At 59.2% G+C, this 15748-nt stretch carries 15 protein-coding genes and 1 pseudogene; 6 read left to right on the top strand and 10 right to left on the bottom strand.

Annotation, left to right across the window (positions count from 1 at the left end; translation table 11 throughout):
* Positions 1-35 precede the first annotated feature (35 nt).
* The 10 genes from tcuB to OCA5_RS14920 all read right to left on the bottom strand — a co-directional run bounded on the left by tcuB (position 36) and on the right by OCA5_RS14920 (position 10427).
* Positions 36-1187, bottom strand: coding sequence for a tricarballylate utilization 4Fe-4S protein TcuB (tcuB, locus tag OCA5_RS14875; RefSeq protein ID WP_013913328.1), 1152 nt, complete (start codon positions 1185-1187; stop codon positions 36-38).
* Positions 1174-2565 (bottom strand): FAD-dependent tricarballylate dehydrogenase TcuA, encoded by a 1392-nt coding sequence (tcuA, locus tag OCA5_RS14880; protein WP_012562167.1) that lies wholly within the window; start codon positions 2563-2565, stop codon positions 1174-1176. Before tcuA ends, tcuB begins: the two co-directional genes overlap by 14 nt.
* A gap of 43 nt (positions 2566-2608) precedes the next feature.
* Positions 2609-3262, bottom strand: a complete 654-nt coding sequence (gene npdG, locus OCA5_RS14885; RefSeq protein WP_012562166.1) for an NADPH-dependent F420 reductase — start codon at positions 3260-3262, stop codon at positions 2609-2611.
* Positions 3262-4485, bottom strand: coding sequence for a CaiB/BaiF CoA transferase family protein (locus tag OCA5_RS14890; RefSeq protein ID WP_012562165.1), 1224 nt, complete (start codon positions 4483-4485; stop codon positions 3262-3264). The genes npdG and OCA5_RS14890 overlap by 1 nt, the downstream gene beginning before the upstream one ends.
* 68 nt (positions 4486-4553) lie before the next feature.
* Complete coding sequence (locus tag OCA5_RS14895; protein WP_012562164.1) at positions 4554-5612, bottom strand: TIGR03617 family F420-dependent LLM class oxidoreductase; 1059 nt, start codon at positions 5610-5612, stop codon at positions 4554-4556.
* Positions 5613-5686: 74 nt separating this feature from the next.
* The gene (locus OCA5_RS14900; protein WP_012562163.1) at positions 5687-7195 is read right to left on the bottom strand and encodes a tripartite tricarboxylate transporter permease; all 1509 of its coding nucleotides are present in this window, start codon (positions 7193-7195) and stop codon (positions 5687-5689) included.
* Between the two features lie 3 nt (positions 7196-7198).
* Positions 7199-7675, bottom strand: coding sequence for a tripartite tricarboxylate transporter TctB family protein (locus tag OCA5_RS14905; protein ID WP_012562162.1), 477 nt, complete (start codon positions 7673-7675; stop codon positions 7199-7201).
* Positions 7676-7753: 78 nt separating this feature from the next.
* Positions 7754-8719 carry a tripartite tricarboxylate transporter substrate binding protein gene (locus OCA5_RS14910; RefSeq protein ID WP_012562161.1) on the bottom strand — a complete coding sequence of 322 codons (966 nt, stop codon included), beginning with the start codon at positions 8717-8719 and terminating at the stop codon, positions 7754-7756.
* A gap of 36 nt (positions 8720-8755) precedes the next feature.
* On the bottom strand, positions 8756-9535 hold the full coding sequence (locus tag OCA5_RS14915) for an enoyl-CoA hydratase-related protein (RefSeq protein WP_012562160.1): 780 nt from the start codon (positions 9533-9535) through the stop codon (positions 8756-8758).
* Between the two features lie 142 nt (positions 9536-9677).
* Positions 9678-10427, bottom strand: coding sequence for an IclR family transcriptional regulator (locus OCA5_RS14920; protein WP_012562159.1), 750 nt, complete (start codon positions 10425-10427; stop codon positions 9678-9680).
* A 106-nt stretch (positions 10428-10533) separates the two neighbouring features.
* On the opposite strand from OCA5_RS14920, the gene OCA5_RS14925 reads away from it, so the two are divergent.
* The 6 genes and pseudogenes from OCA5_RS14925 (at position 10534) to OCA5_RS14950 (ending at position 15729) form a co-directional block, all read left to right on the top strand.
* Entirely contained in the window at positions 10534-12009 is a 1476-nt protein-coding gene (locus OCA5_RS14925) for an aldehyde dehydrogenase (RefSeq protein ID WP_012562158.1), read from the top strand.
* A gap of 39 nt (positions 12010-12048) precedes the next feature.
* Positions 12049-12933: pseudogene (locus tag OCA5_RS14930) on the top strand (NAD(P)-dependent oxidoreductase); the annotation flags it as partial.
* A gap of 30 nt (positions 12934-12963) precedes the next feature.
* Positions 12964-14133, top strand: a complete 1170-nt coding sequence (locus tag OCA5_RS14935) for a thiolase domain-containing protein (RefSeq protein ID WP_012562156.1) — start codon at positions 12964-12966, stop codon at positions 14131-14133.
* Position 14134: 1 nt separating this feature from the next.
* Positions 14135-14533, top strand: a complete 399-nt coding sequence (locus OCA5_RS14940) for a Zn-ribbon domain-containing OB-fold protein (RefSeq protein WP_013913329.1) — start codon at positions 14135-14137, stop codon at positions 14531-14533.
* A 68-nt stretch (positions 14534-14601) separates the two neighbouring features.
* On the top strand, positions 14602-14979 hold the full coding sequence (locus tag OCA5_RS19530; RefSeq protein WP_244405967.1) for a hypothetical protein: 378 nt from the start codon (positions 14602-14604) through the stop codon (positions 14977-14979).
* A 252-nt stretch (positions 14980-15231) separates the two neighbouring features.
* Positions 15232-15729 carry a YciE/YciF ferroxidase family protein gene (locus OCA5_RS14950; protein WP_012562153.1) on the top strand — a complete coding sequence of 166 codons (498 nt, stop codon included), beginning with the start codon at positions 15232-15234 and terminating at the stop codon, positions 15727-15729.
* Positions 15730-15748: the final 19 nt, after the last annotated feature.

Here is a 15748-nt window from a genome sequence, read left to right on the forward strand (position 1 = left end):
GTGGGGTGATATCATCCCTTCGTGCCTGCCACACCCTATGCGGCAATTTTGATGTTCTCTTTGGGTTTAACGTCCGCCGCAGCAGGTGCGTTGAACTGGCGGAATTCCCATGCATACCGGACCAGGGCGACAGCCCGATACAATCCATGAACGAACTTGCCATAAGGCATGGTCAGGAAAAGGCTGAAAACAATGCCCAAATGCAGAGCGAGCAGCGTTCCCATGGCCGGGGTGGCGCGCAGAACCAGCAGAAGCAGCCCCGTCAGGCTGGTCAGAAAAAGCATCGCAATGAATGCCGTATCCATGCCGAGGCGAGGCTTGTCCACCATCATTGGATTGCGCAGGAACTTGGCTTTCATCAGGCCGACCGGCCCGATGAGCAACCCAATCCCGCCGAGTGCGCCGAGCACCACCGGCAAATCGTACCAGGGGTAAGGAGCCTCCCGACCCAGCAGGTAGTGATAGAGCGTGGCCACCGATGTCGCGGCAAAGCACAGCGCGAAGCCGTAGAACGTCAGGTGATGGTACAGCCTGCGCCCGTCGGTCGGATTTTCATCCTTATTGAAACAGCCCACGCCCCCGCCGTCGAGATAGCGCAATCGCAACACATCGTGCAGCGCCGTGAAGAGCGACCGGCTATCCAGCGTAACGCTTGGAACGGCGCCAATATCCTTCCAGAACGCACGGAAGCCCATAAACAACGCTAGCAGAACGTAAAGCGATATCGCGCCGAAAAGCCCCGCCATCGCATTATGCGGCATCAGGCGATAGAACGCGCCTTCTCCAGTGTGCTTTCCGAACATCACCGCAGGATCATGCCACCCCACAAATCCGCCGATGAACACGGCAATCGACAAAGCCGTGAGAAGCGCAATCGCAAGGCCGTTCCTCTCGAATATACCGCGCGCAAAATGCGGCCAGGCGTAAGACTGATACGACTCGGCTCTCACCTCGGCCATCACGCGTGGGACGTTGACGTTGAACTCGTGGGGCGGCGAGAACTGACAATCATGATAGCACGCGCCGCAGGCATGGCAGAGATTGGCCAGATAGTTGAGGTCTCCGTCGGTGAAAGACCGGCGCAGTTCCATGGCCGGGAACACCGCGCAGAGCCCTTCGCAGTAACGGCATGAATTGCAGATCGTCATCAGACGATCAGCTTCTTTCAAGGTCTCACTGCTGTGCATAATCGGCCGCGCCTTTTCCGGCAACGCGTCCAAAGACGCTTCCAATCGTCATTCCGATTCCGGCGGCATAGCCCTGACCAAGGACGTTGCCCGCCATAATTTCTCCGGCTGCAAACATGTTCGTGGCCGGCCGGCCGTCCTGCATCATGATCCGCGCTTCCCGGTTCACCTTGGTGCCGAGATAGGTGAAGGTGATGCCGGGTCGAACCGGGAAAGCATAATAGGGTGGAGTTTCAAGCCGCCGCGCCCAGTGGCTTTTCGGCGGGCTCAGCCCTTCAGTGTGGCAGTTGTCCAGAACAGTTGAATCGAAATCGCCATCCCGAACGCTGGCATTGAAGGTCGTCACCGTGCGGTTCAGCGCTTGCGGATCGAGATCGAGTTTTTCCGCAAGTTCGGAGATGCTATCCGCCCGAATCGGCGGAAACAGCGAAGGCATGAACAGCTTCAATGAGCGTGAATCAAAAATAATATAAGCGATCTGCTCAGGCTGGGCCGCCACCAGCCGGCCCCAGATCGCGTAGCGCTTCGGCCAAATGTCCTCGCCCTCATCGTAGAAGCGCTCGGCGTTGCGATTGACGACAATGCCGAACACGACACAATCGAGCCGGGTGATAATTCCGCCATCGAACTTCGGAGCCCGGGCATCGATAGCGACGGCGTGGCACTGTGTGACATCGCCATTGGGCTGGGCCCCGGCATCAAGCAGCAATCGGAGAACGCCGCCGCGATTATAGGGCGTGCCGCGAATGAGGAAATTATCCGCGATCTCGCCCCACCCCTGCTTCAACCAATCGATATTGGCTTCAAATCCGCCGGCCGCCGCGATGAAGGACCGCGCCGGCATGTTTTCCACGCTCTCTCCTATTCGCACGCGGGCGGCCTGAAACTCGTCGCCATCCCGTTCGAGCCCGACAACTTCGGCGTCATAGTGAATTTCAACGCCAAGTGCTTCCGCCGTGCGATACAGCGCATTCAGCATGGCGCGACCGCCGCCCAGAAAGAACGAGTTCGTACGCCCAAGACCCAGCGTGCCGCCAAGCGAGGGCTGAAACCGGACGCCTTGCTCAGTAATCCAATCCAACATCTCCTTGGATTCGGAGATCATGAACCGGGCCAGCTCCTGGTTCGTGTTGCCGCCCGTCACGCGCAACAAATCCTCGAAGAACTCTTCTTCAGGATAGGGGCCCGTCAGGGTTTCAGTGGCGCTGTCATGGGCGCATCGCATGTTGCGGGTGTGGCGGGTATTGCCGCCACGATAGAATTTCGGTGCGACCTCGACGATGCGGACGCTCGCTCCCTGTCGACGCGCAGAGATGGCAGCACAGAGCGCGGCATTGCCACCTCCAGCGATCAGAACATCGACAATTTCCCACGTCATAAAGAGTCTTCCACCGCAGGCACCAAACCTCGCGCGCCGCAATTCAATCCAGGCCTGTGATGCGGATACCCGCACCGGCGACCTTGTATCGACGGTTGATACCTATCAGGATCGAGGTCAGCGCTTCCGCCGCAACTGAATTGGCTAGCACGCCGCCATCCACGCCTCGCGTCGCGACTTCGCCCGCAAGGCCGATGACCAGCGACCGCGCATCCGGATCATCACCAAAGACCAGGACGTCGCATTCCGCGCGCCCACCTTGGTGAAGCTTCGCCGCGCCGACATTGTGGAAGGCCGACACAACGCGCACCTCGTCACCGACGATATCCTTCGCCTGCCGTGCGGCAGAGCCATCGGCTGGAAGCTGCACCACCGAGACCTTCGGCGGCACGAGAGGCACCACCGCATCGACGAGAATTTTCCCCGAGAGAACCGGCTTGATCTCGTGCAACGTCTCCACGTGGCTGGCATAGGGCACGGCGACGACAACGACATCCGCTATTCTGGCCGCATCGGCATAACTAAAGCCAGCGGCGTCATGACCGATGGATTGCGCCATCGCCTCAGCCTTCTCGCGTGAGCGCGATCCGATCAGCACTTTATAACCGGCAGCAGCCCATTTCTTGGCGAGACCGGAGCCGAGGTCACCTGTTCCGCCGATGATGGCGATGACCGGTTTGTTTTCACCATCGCCCATCAGATCACCTTGCTGTTACGGAGATCGCGGATCTCATCATCCGTCTTGCCCAAAAGGCCCGTGAGCACGTCGTCGGTATGTTCGCCCAGCGCCGGAGGCGCCTTCCGATAGGCCGGCGGCGTCTCCGTCAGACGCAACGGGCTCGCCAAAGTCGGCACCATCGCGCCATCGCCACGTGGAACAAGACGGTGCATCTGGCGATGCACGACTTGCGGGTTCTCGAAGACCTGCTTGTAGTTGTTGATCGGACCACACGGCACATCCGCGGCTTCCAAACGCTCGAGCCAATCCTGGGATGTGCGCTCTCGCATGGAGCGCGCGATCTCCGGCAACAAAATCTCGCGATTCACGATCCGGTTGCTGGCCGTTGTGAAGCGCTCATCGGCGGCGAGATCCGGCCGTTCCATCACCTCGCAATAGCGCTGCCATTGGCGATCGTTTCCGACTGTAATGATGACGTGACCATCCGCCGTCGCGAAAGGCTGATACGGAACGACAGCTGCGTGCGCATTACCATAACGTTTCGGAATATTTCCGGTCATCAGATAGGCAAGCGCCTGATTGCTGCCCATGGCGACCGTGCAGTCCAGCAAGGCCATGTCGATGTACTGCCCCTTGCCGCTCTGCTGGCGATACATCAGGGCCGACAGGATCGCGATGGTGGCATACATGCCGGTCATGATGTCGGACAGCGCCATGCCGACCTTTTGCGGACCACCGCCCGGCAGATCGTCGCGCTCGCCGGTAATGCTCATGATGCCGCCCATGCCCTGGAAGACAAAATCATAGCCGGGCTTCTGGGCATACGGGCCATCCTGGCCGTAGCCCGTCACGGAGCAGTACACGATCGACGGGTTGACCGCGCGAATGGACTCGTAGTCGAGATTGTATCGCTTGAGGTCGCCGTTCTTGTAGTTCTCGATGAAAACGTCCGCGGTCTTCGCGAGCTCACGCACCAGCGCCTGCCCCTCGGGCGCGGCAATATTGATCGTCACCGACCGCTTGTTGCGGTTGGCAGAGGCGTAATAGCCGGAATCGCGGGTGTCGTTGCCGTCAGCATCCTTGAGCCACGGAGGCCCCCATCCCCGCGTATCATCGCCGACACCAGGCCGCTCGACCTTGATGACGTCAGCTCCGAGATCGGCAAGATTCTGCGTACACCACGGGCCTGCCAGAATACGCGACAGATCCAGAACCCTGATGTGCGACAACGCTCCGTCCATAACACCATTCCCTTTTCAGTAAGGTGCGGCGTCCACCCGGGACGCCGCCTTTCATTTGTGTGTTCCGACTAGCCTGCCTGAACGCGTTTGATCATGGTCTTCATCAACTCCGCGTCCTTCTCGCTTTCGACCGGAATGCTGAAGCCCACATGGGACAGGACGCCACTGAAGCGATCCACGATCTTGTCGGCGATTTCATCGTAGAGGCCGACCACCGCGTAGGTGTTCAGCATTTCATCGTCGATATAGCCGGGCATTTCCTCCCAGCGCTGCTCGCGCGACAGAACGCTCAAACGATCGGCCAGATCGCCGAGGCCCCAGATCTCGAACGCAGGGCGGTAGGCCGGCGTCGACGCATAGAAGGCCACACGTGCGCGCACGTCCCGGATCTTCTTTTCCAGCGTTTCTTCATCCGGGCCGGTAGCGACCAGCGGCTTCATCGCAATCGCGATGCCACTCGGATCGCGTCCGGTCTTGGCTGCGCCCTTCTGGAACGAAGGCATGAGCACTTCGCGGATATAACGCGGCGTGCACATCGGGTGCGGACGCAGGCCATCGGCCACCTCTCCCGCGACCTGCGCCATATAGGTGTTGACCGCAGCGATATGGATCGGGGGCGGCGCAAATTCGATCGGTCCCGGATCGAACAACGGCACCATCAGATTGAGCTTGTAGCGCTCGCTCTCGTAATCCAGCTTGGTGCCGTTCTGCCAGCAATCCCAGAACGCACGAACGGCGCCGATATAATCCCGCATCCAAGGACCCGCCGGCGTAAAGGGAATGCCAAAGCGCCGCACGATATGGGCCTTCACCTGCGGACCGAGGCCGAGGGTGAAGCGACCGCGCGAGAGCGCCTGAAGGCGCCACGCCGCCATCGCTGTCGTGTACGGGGCACGGGCAAATGCAATTGCCACCGATGTCGCAATCTGCAGCGTCGTCGTTGCGTCGGCCGCGAGCGCCATCATGATGTAGGAATCGTCCTTGGTTTCCGTGGAAACCACACCGTCGAATCCGAGCGACTCGATCAGCTTTGCTTTTTCCGTCGCCTTGGTGATGTCGAACGGAATGTCCGGCTCGCGCAGACCCGGATCGGTTTTGCCGAGATTGAGCTCGGTATAGATTTGCATTCTAGTCTCCCTCTATCGAACTGTGCGTGTCAGTGACGTCCGGTCGGACACGATCCTTGAAATCGTCTCGAGTCTTATTCCTCCACGAACACCTCTTCGCGCTTCCGCTTCACCGCCGGAAGAACGGTGAGGAACAGAACGATTGCGCAGATGGCGAGCAGGGCTGCCGAAAGAGGGCGTGTGACGAAAACGGTGAGATCGCCGCGCGACAGCATGATGGCGCGCCGCAGGTTCTCTTCCATCATCGGCCCGAGCACCATTCCGAGCAGCAGCGGCGCCGGCTCGAAATCATTCTTCATCAGCCAATATCCGAAGAGGCCGAAGCCGCCCGCGATGATCACATCGACCGGCGAGTTGCCGATCGAGTAAACGCCGATGGCACAGAAAACAACGATCGCCGGAAACAGGATGCGATACGGCACGCGCAGCAACCGAACCCAAATGCCAACCAAAGGCAGGTTGATGATCAGCAGCATCAGATTTCCAACCCACATGGAAATGATGACGCCCCAAACGAGATCAGGCTGGGTCTGCATGATACGCGGGCCCGGCACGATTCCCTGAATCATCATCGCGCCGATCAGAAGCGCCATCACCGCATTCGCCGGGATTCCGAGCGTCAGGAGCGGAATGAACGATGTCTGGGCAGCCGCGTTGTTGGCGCTCTCCGGCCCGGCGACACCTTCGATCGCGCCTCTGCCGAAACGCTCCGGGTGCTTAGAGAGCTTCTTTTCCAGCGTATAGGATGCAAACGAGGAGATAACCGCGCCACCACCCGGCAGAATACCGAGGGCCGAGCCGAGACCGGTGCCGCGCAGAATGGCCGGCCAGGACGCACGAAGATCCTCGCGTGTCGGCATCAGCCCCGTGATCTTATCCTGCACCAGTTTGCGATCTTCGCTGGTCTGGGTTTCCAGATTGCGGATGATCTCGGCAAAGCCAAACAGGCCGAGCGCGACCGTTGCGAAACTCAATCCATCCGAAAGCTCTCCGATTCCGAACGACAGGCGCGGAACATTGGTTTCCATGTCGTAGCCGATGGCTGCCAACAGAAGACCAAGAACGATCATGGCAACGGCCTTGAGGACCGATCCCCGTGCCAAAGCCACAGCCAGGATCAGACCCAGCGTCATTAGTGAGAAGTATTCCGCGGGCCCGAACGCCAAGGCGAGATTCATCAGCGGAACGCTCAGCGCCGCAATCAGAATAGTAGCGACACAACCAGCGAAGAACGAACCGATGGCAGCGATCGCAAGCGCAGGGCCTGCCCTGCCCTGACGCGCCATCTGAAACCCGTCCAGCGCCGTCACAACCGACGTCGCTTCACCGGGAATATTGACGAGGATCGATGTCGTCGATCCACCATACTGGGCGCCGTAATAAATCCCCGCCAGCATGATGATGGCGCCAGTAGGATGCATGCCGAACGTGACCGGAAGAAGCATCGCGACGGTCGCGATCGTACCGACACCGGGAAGCACGCCGACCAGCGTACCGACCAACGCGCCGACCAAACACAGCAGCAGGTTGGTCGGCGATACGGCGACTTGCAGGCCGATTGCGAGATTGGAAAGAATATCCATTGGTTACCCCGCAATCCGGGGGAGCAACTGGAAAGGCAGCCCCAAGCCATAAACGAAGAGCAGGCAACAAAACGCCGTGACAAGCACCGACGCCAGAATCGTTTCCTTCCACCGCGTTTCGGCGGAGCCGAGCGCAGCCGTGAGGAATGATGCGATGGACGCAATGATCAAGCCGACCGGCTGAATGCACAATGCGAAGAGGACAAGGGCTGCAGCAACGCAAACCATTCCACGAAACGAAGGCTGGTCGAGCGGCGACCCTCGCTTGACGAGACCGATTCCGAGAATCGCCGCGCCGAGCAAAAGCAGAATGACGGAATAGATCGTAGGCACGGTCCCGGGACCAAGGGAGAATCCCCGGATGCCGGGCAGATTCCGTAGCTCCCACAGTGTGCCGCAGGCGATGACCATCAGCACGATGCCGCTAAAGAACTCACGCGGCCCTTTAATCAACCCTGCTCGCTCTGAATCCGCGGCCATTCTTCTTCCCTCGAAACCGATATTTTGGCGGTCCAGCAAGCCGGCTGGACCGCCTCATTGAAACCAGGCGGACGAGGGCTATTGCCGCTCGATGCCGGCGTCGTCGACGACCTTCCGCCACTTCTTCAGTTCGGCGTGAACGAACTTGGTGAAGTCGTCACCCATCAGTGTGCCCGGCGTCGCTCCCAGCGCGATAAACTTCTCCTGGATGTCCTTGCGGGCGAGCACGTCCGCCATGGCCTTGGCGAGATCCTTCTGAACAGCCGAGCCTTCAGCAGCCGGCATGAACAGGCCGAACCACGCATTCGCCTCATAGCCGGGGAGATTTCCCGCTTCGGCAATCGTCGGGACATCGGGGAGTGACTTCGACCGTTCGGCACTCGTCACAGCGAGAATGCGCGCGCGCCCGCCTTCTGCCACCGGAAGAGACGTCGGCAGCGAATCGAACATCATGGGCAGATGGCCTGCCACGACGTCGTTCATCGCAGGAGCCTGCCCCTTGTAGGGAATGTGGACGATGTCCACGCCCGCCATCTTTTTGAAAAGTTCGGCGGCGAGCTGATTGGAGCCGCCAAACGAGCCATACGACAGCTTGCCCGGCTCCTTCTTGGCCAAAGCAATCAGCTCGGCGAGCGTCTTGGCCTCGAAGTTCGGATTGACGACCAGCGCGTTCGGAACGGTGGCCGCAAGACCGACAGCTGTGAAATCCTTCTCAGTGTCATAAGGCAATTTCTTGAAGAGAGCCGGGGTCACCACCTGATGCGTGGCGTTGAACAGCAAAGTCGAGCCGTCCGGTGCGGCGCGGGCGACCTGCTCAGCGCCAACCGTCGCGTTGGCACCAGGGCGGTTTTCAACAAAGACAGTGCGCTTCAGATTCTCCGAGAGGCCCTGCGCGATATAACGAGCCAGAACGTCCGTCGGCCCACCCGGCGGGAAGGGAACGATAATCTTGATCTGCTGCGGCAGATTTTGTGCCGACACAAATTGGACGCTGGCCATCAGCATCGCGATACAGGTTACGAACCAGCCTATTCCACGCTTCATTGTTATTCCTCCTCCATGCCCGATATGTTTATAAAACTATCGTCCCAGCCAGACCGGCTTCCGCCGCTCTGAAAAGGCCTTTGGTCCTTCCAGGGCGTCAGCGCTTCCATAAAGAGTCTGAGCGACTGGGAGATTTCGCTGCGCGCGATACAGCGTCTCAAGATCGACGCAGTCGAGACCGCGATATGCGATGTGTTTGGCGGCGCGGACGGCGAGCGGCGAATTAGCGATAATCTCGCGGGCGAGACTCTTTGCCCGCTCTAGACACGCGCCTTCCGGGGTAACTTCATTCACGAAGCCAAGCCGCAAGCCTTCCTCCGCGGTTACGGAGCGCCCGGTCAAGATCATCGACATAGCTTGCTTGACTGGAATCTGGCGCGTCAGCCGCAACAACCCGCCTGCCGTGGCGGCCAATCCGACACGCGGCTCCGGCAGACCGAAGCTTGCATTCTCCGCAGCGACGATGATGTCGCAGGCGAGCGCAATCTCGAATCCGCCGCCGAGAGCCAAACCATTCACTGCAGCGATCACCGGCTTGTCGAGATCGAAGCGCGCCGTCAAACCGCCGAAGCCGCTCGGCGGCACCGTCGCATCGTTTCCTGCCGCAAGATATTTCAGATCGTTTCCGGCGGAGAACGCTTTGTCGCCGGCGCCGGTGACGATGCAAACCCACAGCTCGGGGTCTGTCGAGAAATCGTTGAAGACTTTTTCAAGCTCCAAATTCGCCGGCCGATGAAGCGCATTCATCACATCCGGCCTGTTGAGCGTCACGAGAAGAAGATGCTCGTCCCGCTCGACTTTGCAAAACTCCAGCATCCCTCACTCCCGCGACATCAAGCTTTAAGCAGAGCTTTTCTTATTGTTCTGTCTAACAGAACGATTGTTCTGTATTTTTATAGATTGAGTTGACTTTCGCCCCCGAGTCAACTCCCCAGAGCCGGTCTTTCGACGCCGAAAGCTATTTTGCGCGACGATTGGTTCCGGCGTGCTCACCAGGAAAAGTGCCGCCAAGGTTTGCGGTGATCGTGGCCGCAGCCTTCATCAGCAATTTCCGCATGCTTGCAATCCGCTCTTTCGTAAAGCGTTCACCCGGGCCGGAAAGCGACAGCGTTGCCTTGATCACGCCCTCCACGCCGAAGATCGGCGCCGCCATTCCAGAGCAACCCGGTTCACGTTCGCCCGTGGAAAGCGCGAAACATTCCGATCGCAGGCGGTCATATGCCGCACCCTTTTTGCCCTCAAACGCCAGCAGGAGCCGGCCCGCAGCGCCCCGATCCAGCGGCAAAAGATCGCCCTCGGAGATACGGTCGAGCGTTGAATGCTTCGAATCCACCCGGCAAAGACACAACCGCGTCGTTGCATCGTGTCGGATATGAATCGAGGCCGACTCCGATCCTTTATTCACGAGATCATGGAGAACCTGAATGGCGTGGCCTCGGAGCTGATCGAAACGATTATAGGCAAGACCGAGCCGGAACGCCGCGGGACCTAACGCATATCGCCCGTCGCTCCAGCGCACGATCAGGCCGCGCCCTTCAAGGGTGACGAGGAGCCTCAGGATCGTGCTTTTATAAAGATCGGTGCGCTGTGCAATCTCCGCCAATGTCTGCGGTTCCGCGCTTGCCTCTACGGCTTCCACAATAGACAGCGCCCGCTCTACCGCAGCCACGCCATGCGATCCATTCGTATCCTTATCAACCACAGCCATCCCCGCCTCTTCCCATCGCTCACCTTGCCAAACCAGGGAGCGTCATTTATCGTACTATAAAAGAGAATATACGTTCTGTTAGACAGAACATGCAAGGGAAATTTTTGTGAGCAGTCCGGCGTCTTCCCAACCCAAGAGCGCGTCCCAACCTCTCCCCTTCTTTATCGACGGTGAAGCAGTTCAGGGAACAGGCCAGGCATTTTCTTCGGTCAATCCTGCCACCGGCGAGATCAACTACCATGTCTCCGCAGCCAGCACCGACGATGTTCAGCACGCTGTCGCAAGTGCGCACAAAGCTGCATCCGATCAGAAGTGGCGCAACATGCGTCCGCATGAGCGGGCGCGTATCCTGCACGAGATCGCCAACGGAATCGTCAAGAAAGCCGAGCATTTCGCAAAAATCCAGATGCGCGAGAATGGCAAGGTTTTCGCCGAATGCCGCACGCAGGCGGCAAGCGCGGCTGCAACTTTTCGTTATTATGCAGGCGTCTGCGAAACTCTGCCCAGTGCAGTTACGCCCCCGCGCGGCAACTATCTGTCGATGACAATCCACGAGCCGGTCGGCGTGGTTGCAGCTCTCACGCCGTGGAATTCGCCTCTTACGATGGAAGCGCAAAAGATCGCGCCCGCATTGGCAGCCGGTAATGCGGTCATCGTCAAGCCATCAGAGGTGACGCCCACCGCGGCGATTGAAGTCGCCAGGATCGCGATCGAAGCCGGCTTGCCGGCTGGTGTACTCAACGTTGTGACCGGCTATGGGCGGGACACGGGTGCGCCGCTGATCCAGCATCCGAAGGTTCGCATGGTGTCGTTCACCGGCGGCACCGAGACCGGCCGTGCGATCGGACGCGTTGCCGCGGAGCGTCTAATCCCCGCCGCACTCGAGCTGGGCGGCAAATCGCCGAACATCGTCTTTTCCGATGCCGATCTCGATGCGGCCGTTGACGGCATCATCGGCGGCATTTTTGAAGGCAGCGGACAATCCTGCGTGGCGGGCTCGCGCCTCTTTATCCAACGCGCGGTCTATGGCGACGTAGTTTCGCGGCTTCGCGCAAAAGTCCGGCAAATCAAGGTCGGACTTCCGGATCAACCCGGCAGCACGATGGGGCCGCTCGCCTCTTTCACTCATCGCGAGAAGGTCGAAGGCCTTGTTGCATCGGCGCGGGCTGAAGGTGGTGAAATTCTTGAGGGCGGCAAACGCCCGGACGATGAAGCGTTGGCGAAAGGCGCCTTCTATCTTCCCACGCTGATTGCCGGTTTGCCGAATTCGGCAACGGTCTGCCGTGAAGAAATATTCGGCCCCGTTCTTTGTATCCTGCCGTTCGAAGACGAAGACGATCTGGTCGAGCAGGCTAACGGAACGGCTTACGGCCTCGCCTGCGGTATCTGGACGGCGGATTACCGTCGCGCCTGGCGGATCGCGCGGCAGATCGACGCCGGTACGGTCTGGATCAACACCTACAAGCAACTCAGCATCTCTACGCCGTTCGGTGGCTTCAAGGACAGCGGACTTGGCCGGGAGAAAGGCATCGAGGGGCTTCGGCTCTATCAGCTCGCCAAGAGCATCTATTTCGACCTCTAGTTCACCAGCGGCAGTGCCGGCACACACAAGCAGAGTAAAGTAATGAGCATAAAGACCCTCGGTTTCATCGGGCTTGGTACTATGGGCGAGCCGATGTGTCGGCATCTGGCGCAGAAAAGTGGATTCAAGGTCATTATCTATGACCGCCAGACCGAACCGCTGCAGCGGCTCTCAGCTCTCGGTGTCGAAGCCTGTGAGACCATCGATCTGATGGCGCAGACAGCCGACATCATCTTTTTGGCGTTGCCGAGCGGCATTCAGGTTGAGGATGTCTGCAACAACCACATTCTACCTAACGCGCGCGCGGGTCAGATCGTCGTCGATCTCGGGACGTCTCCGGTGACGCTCACGCACGCCCTTGCGGAACGCTTCCAGGCAAAAGGCGCACGCTACGCGGATGCACCTATCGCTCGGACCCGCCAAGCCGCTCAGGAAGGGCGGCTGAGTGTGATGGTCGGATGCGATGCCGAGACTTACGCCACGCTACAGCCTTTGCTGTCCTGCTTCGCAAGCGACGTCACGCACTGCGGCAATGTCGGCGCGGGCCAGGTCGTCAAGATTTTGAACAACATGGTGCTCGTCGAAACAGTCGTCGCACTCTCTGAGGCTATCACCATCGCCCGCCGCGCCGGTGTCGATGGCGAGATGCTGTTCAAGACCCTGATGAAGGGTTCGGCTGACAGCTTCGCACTGCGCAACCACGGCATGAAATCGGTGCTGCCGGAGAATTTCCCGGAGCGGGCTTTCTCGACCGATTACGCTCGTAAGGATATCTCCTACGCGCTGGCGCTCGGCGAGCAATTCGGTGTTCCGCTGCCCGGCGCACGCACGGCTGACAAGATTCTGGCGAGCGCTTCGGAAAAAGGCCTTGGCGAATACTATTGGCCTGTTATCAGCAAGGTCATCGCAACGGACGCTGCATAGCAGAGCCCCGCGGCTTCTAGCGGAGACAGCATGAGCATCAACGGCGCAGCTTATATTGTCGGCGCTTACGAACACCCCACCCGCAAAGCGCCCGACAAATCGCTTGGGCAACTCCATGCGGAGGTCGCAAAGGGCGCGCTCGACGATGCCGGCCTGACCAAGGACGACGTTGACGGCTATTTCTGCGCAGGCGACGCCTCCGGCCTCGGCCCTCTATCCATGCTGGACTATCTTGGACTTGATGTCCGGCACATGGATTCGACCGATACCGGCGGCTCATCCTATCTGCTTCATGTCGCGCATGCGGCCGAAGCCATCGCGATGGGCAAATGCCGGATCGCCCTCATAACGCTGGCCGGCCGCCCGCGCTCGCAGGCATCCACCATTGGCACCGTCCCGCATGTCTTCACGGATGATGCGCCGGATGTTCCGTTCGAACATCCCTATCGACCGGTTATCAGCAATCTCTACGCCATGTGCGCTATGCGCCACATGTACGAATTCGGCACCACCTCGGAGCAGCTTGCCTGGATCAAGGTTGCGGCCTCCCACCACGCCCAGCATAACCCGCATGCCATGCTACCGAATGTTGTCACCGTCGATGACGTGCTGGCTTCACCAATGGTCGCCTCGCCGCTCCATAAACTCGATTGCTGCGTGGTGTCGGACGGCGGCGGTGCCATCATTGTCGCTCATCCCGATATCGCGAAATCCTTGCGGCGCCCGAAGGTCAAACTTCGTGGCGCAGGCGAAGCCATCCAGCATCAGATGGGTGGCCGCATTAATCTGACAACATCGGCAGCCGCACGCTCGGGCCCGATCGCTTTCGCCGAGGCCGCAGTCACACCGACGGATATCAAATACGCCTCCATCTATGACAGCTTCACGATCACCGTGCTGATCCAACTCGAAGATCTAGGGTTTTGCGAGAAGGGCAAAGGCGGTGCGTTTGTCGCGGACGGCAACCTGATCTCCGGTGTCGGCAAGCTTCCTTTCAACACGGATGGCGGCGGCCTCTGCAACAATCATCCCGCCAATCGTGGCGGGATGACGAAGATTATTGAAGCCGTGCGGCAGTTACGCGGTGAAGCCCATCCTGCCGTGCAGGTTCCGGGTTGCGATCTGGCTTTGGTGCAAGCTACCGGAGGCCGCCTCGGCACGCGCCACGTCAGCGGTACGCTTATTCTGGAGCGCGAATAGGATGGTGAACCTCAAGAGCGAGCCCAAGCGCCAGACAACCCCAGATACGCGCCCCTATTGGGACGCTCTAGCGCAACGCAAGCTTTTGCTGCATCGCTGCCAGGACTGCGGCAAGGCTCATCACTATCCTCGCGCGCACTGCCCTTTCTGTTTTGGCTGCAATCTCGACTGGGAAGAAGCTTCAGGACGCGGATCTGTCTACAGTTACAGCGTCATGCATCGCGCCGATCCACCTTATGTAATGGCCTATATCGAACTTGAGGAAGGCCCTGTCATCATGTCGAACATCGTCGATACGCCGTTCGACAAGATCAGGATTGGAGCGCCTGTTACGATCGATTTCATATCGTCCCCCGGTTCCGACTCGCCAATAGCAGTCTTCACGCAAAACGACTGCTGAAAACCACACCTCGTACATTGCCCGTTTGAACTCTTGGGAACTCGGATGCAGGAATCCCGAGTTTCCTTATGTTGCATGCAACCTTATTCAAGGAAGCGGATTGGTCGGTAACCGGCCTCCCATTGAGCCGACCATCGAATAGCGCCGGCTCTTTCCAGCCGGATACCCGGCGAAGTACGCCAGGATTTGCATGGCGCGAGGCCGTTCCTTTTCAACGCGAACCAAGGGTGGCTCCAATGCAAACATTACAAAGCAATAGCTGGACCGAAATCGAGCTACGGAAGCTGCGCACTTACGCCGAGGCCGGATGTTCGGCTTACCGCATCGCGGCAGCGCTCGATCGAACAGTGGCAGATGTCCGGACAATCGCTGCCCGGCAAGGCATCGTGATTCTGAATTTTAACGAGCGCGAGACGCACCGGCCCGAAAAGGCCGCTCACGCGTAATCCTTCTACGCAAGTCACCAAGGTAAGCCGGCCTCCATTCGGGAGGCCGATCTTTTTCACCCGACGAAACCCTATCGATGGACGCGCATTATCCGACGCTCACGCCGAGTGACAACCGGCCGTAACAGGGACGATGGACGCGGCTATTTTGCCGGCTTCTGGTCGCGACATCAACGCATCGGTACGCGCTGACATCTAACCTGTTCTTGGCGTGAGCGCTTCTGTTCTCACCGCTAAGAGAGGCGCGCATCCATGGCAAAAGCCAAAACGCTGAGCGATCTGTTTCATGATACGCTCAAGGACATCTATTTTGCTGAAAAGAAAATAATGAGCGCTCTGCCCAAGATGGCAAAGGCTGCTCAGAACGATGAGTTGCAGGCCGCTTTCGAGAAGCATCTGGTGGAGACCGAAGGCCAGGTCGAGCGGCTGGACGCGGTGTTCCAGGAGATTGGTGAAACACCACGTGGCAAGACTTGCGATGCCATCATGGGCATTCTCGATGAAGGCAAAGAGATCATGTCCGAGTACAAGGGCACCCCTGCCCTCGATGCGGGCCTTCTCGCTGCGGCCCAGGCGGTCGAGCATTATGAAATCTCGCGCTATGGCACTTTGATTACCTGGGCAGACGAACTCGGCTTGTCGAAAGCCAGCAAGCTTTTGAAAGAAACCCTGGCCGAGGAAAAGAAAACCGACCAGACGCTCACTGGCCTCGCAAAGTCTGTCGTCAACGCAGAGGCAGAAGCCGCCTAAAAAACGACTCCCAGAAATA

The organism is Afipia carboxidovorans OM5 (assembly GCF_000218565.1).
GTDB lineage: Bacteria > Pseudomonadota > Alphaproteobacteria > Rhizobiales > Xanthobacteraceae > Afipia > Afipia carboxidovorans.

Excerpts from the sequence above, each read along its gene's own strand:
- tcuB (WP_013913328.1), bottom strand. The coding sequence starts at position 1,187 with ATGCACAGCAGTGAGACCTTGAAAGAAGCTGATCGTCTGATGACGATC.
- tcuA (WP_012562167.1), bottom strand. The coding sequence starts at position 2,565 with ATGACGTGGGAAATTGTCGATGTTCTGATCGCTGGAGGTGGCAATGCC.
- npdG (WP_012562166.1), bottom strand. The coding sequence starts at position 3,262 with ATGGGCGATGGTGAAAACAAACCGGTCATCGCCATCATCGGCGGAACA.
- OCA5_RS14890 (WP_012562165.1), bottom strand. The coding sequence starts at position 4,485 with ATGGACGGAGCGTTGTCGCACATCAGGGTTCTGGATCTGTCGCGTATT.
- OCA5_RS14895 (WP_012562164.1), bottom strand. The coding sequence starts at position 5,612 with ATGCAAATCTATACCGAGCTCAATCTCGGCAAAACCGATCCGGGTCTG.
- OCA5_RS14900 (WP_012562163.1), bottom strand. The coding sequence starts at position 7,195 with ATGGATATTCTTTCCAATCTCGCAATCGGCCTGCAAGTCGCCGTATCG.
- OCA5_RS14905 (WP_012562162.1), bottom strand. The coding sequence starts at position 7,675 with ATGGCCGCGGATTCAGAGCGAGCAGGGTTGATTAAAGGGCCGCGTGAG.
- OCA5_RS14910 (WP_012562161.1), bottom strand. The coding sequence starts at position 8,719 with ATGAAGCGTGGAATAGGCTGGTTCGTAACCTGTATCGCGATGCTGATG.
- OCA5_RS14915 (WP_012562160.1), bottom strand. The coding sequence starts at position 9,535 with ATGCTGGAGTTTTGCAAAGTCGAGCGGGACGAGCATCTTCTTCTCGTG.
- OCA5_RS14920 (WP_012562159.1), bottom strand. The coding sequence starts at position 10,427 with ATGGCTGTGGTTGATAAGGATACGAATGGATCGCATGGCGTGGCTGCG.
- OCA5_RS14935 (WP_012562156.1), top strand. The coding sequence starts at position 12,964 with ATGAGCATCAACGGCGCAGCTTATATTGTCGGCGCTTACGAACACCCC.
- OCA5_RS14940 (WP_013913329.1), top strand. The coding sequence starts at position 14,135 with ATGGTGAACCTCAAGAGCGAGCCCAAGCGCCAGACAACCCCAGATACG.
- OCA5_RS19530 (WP_244405967.1), top strand. The coding sequence starts at position 14,602 with ATGTTGCATGCAACCTTATTCAAGGAAGCGGATTGGTCGGTAACCGGC.
- OCA5_RS14950 (WP_012562153.1), top strand. The coding sequence starts at position 15,232 with ATGGCAAAAGCCAAAACGCTGAGCGATCTGTTTCATGATACGCTCAAG.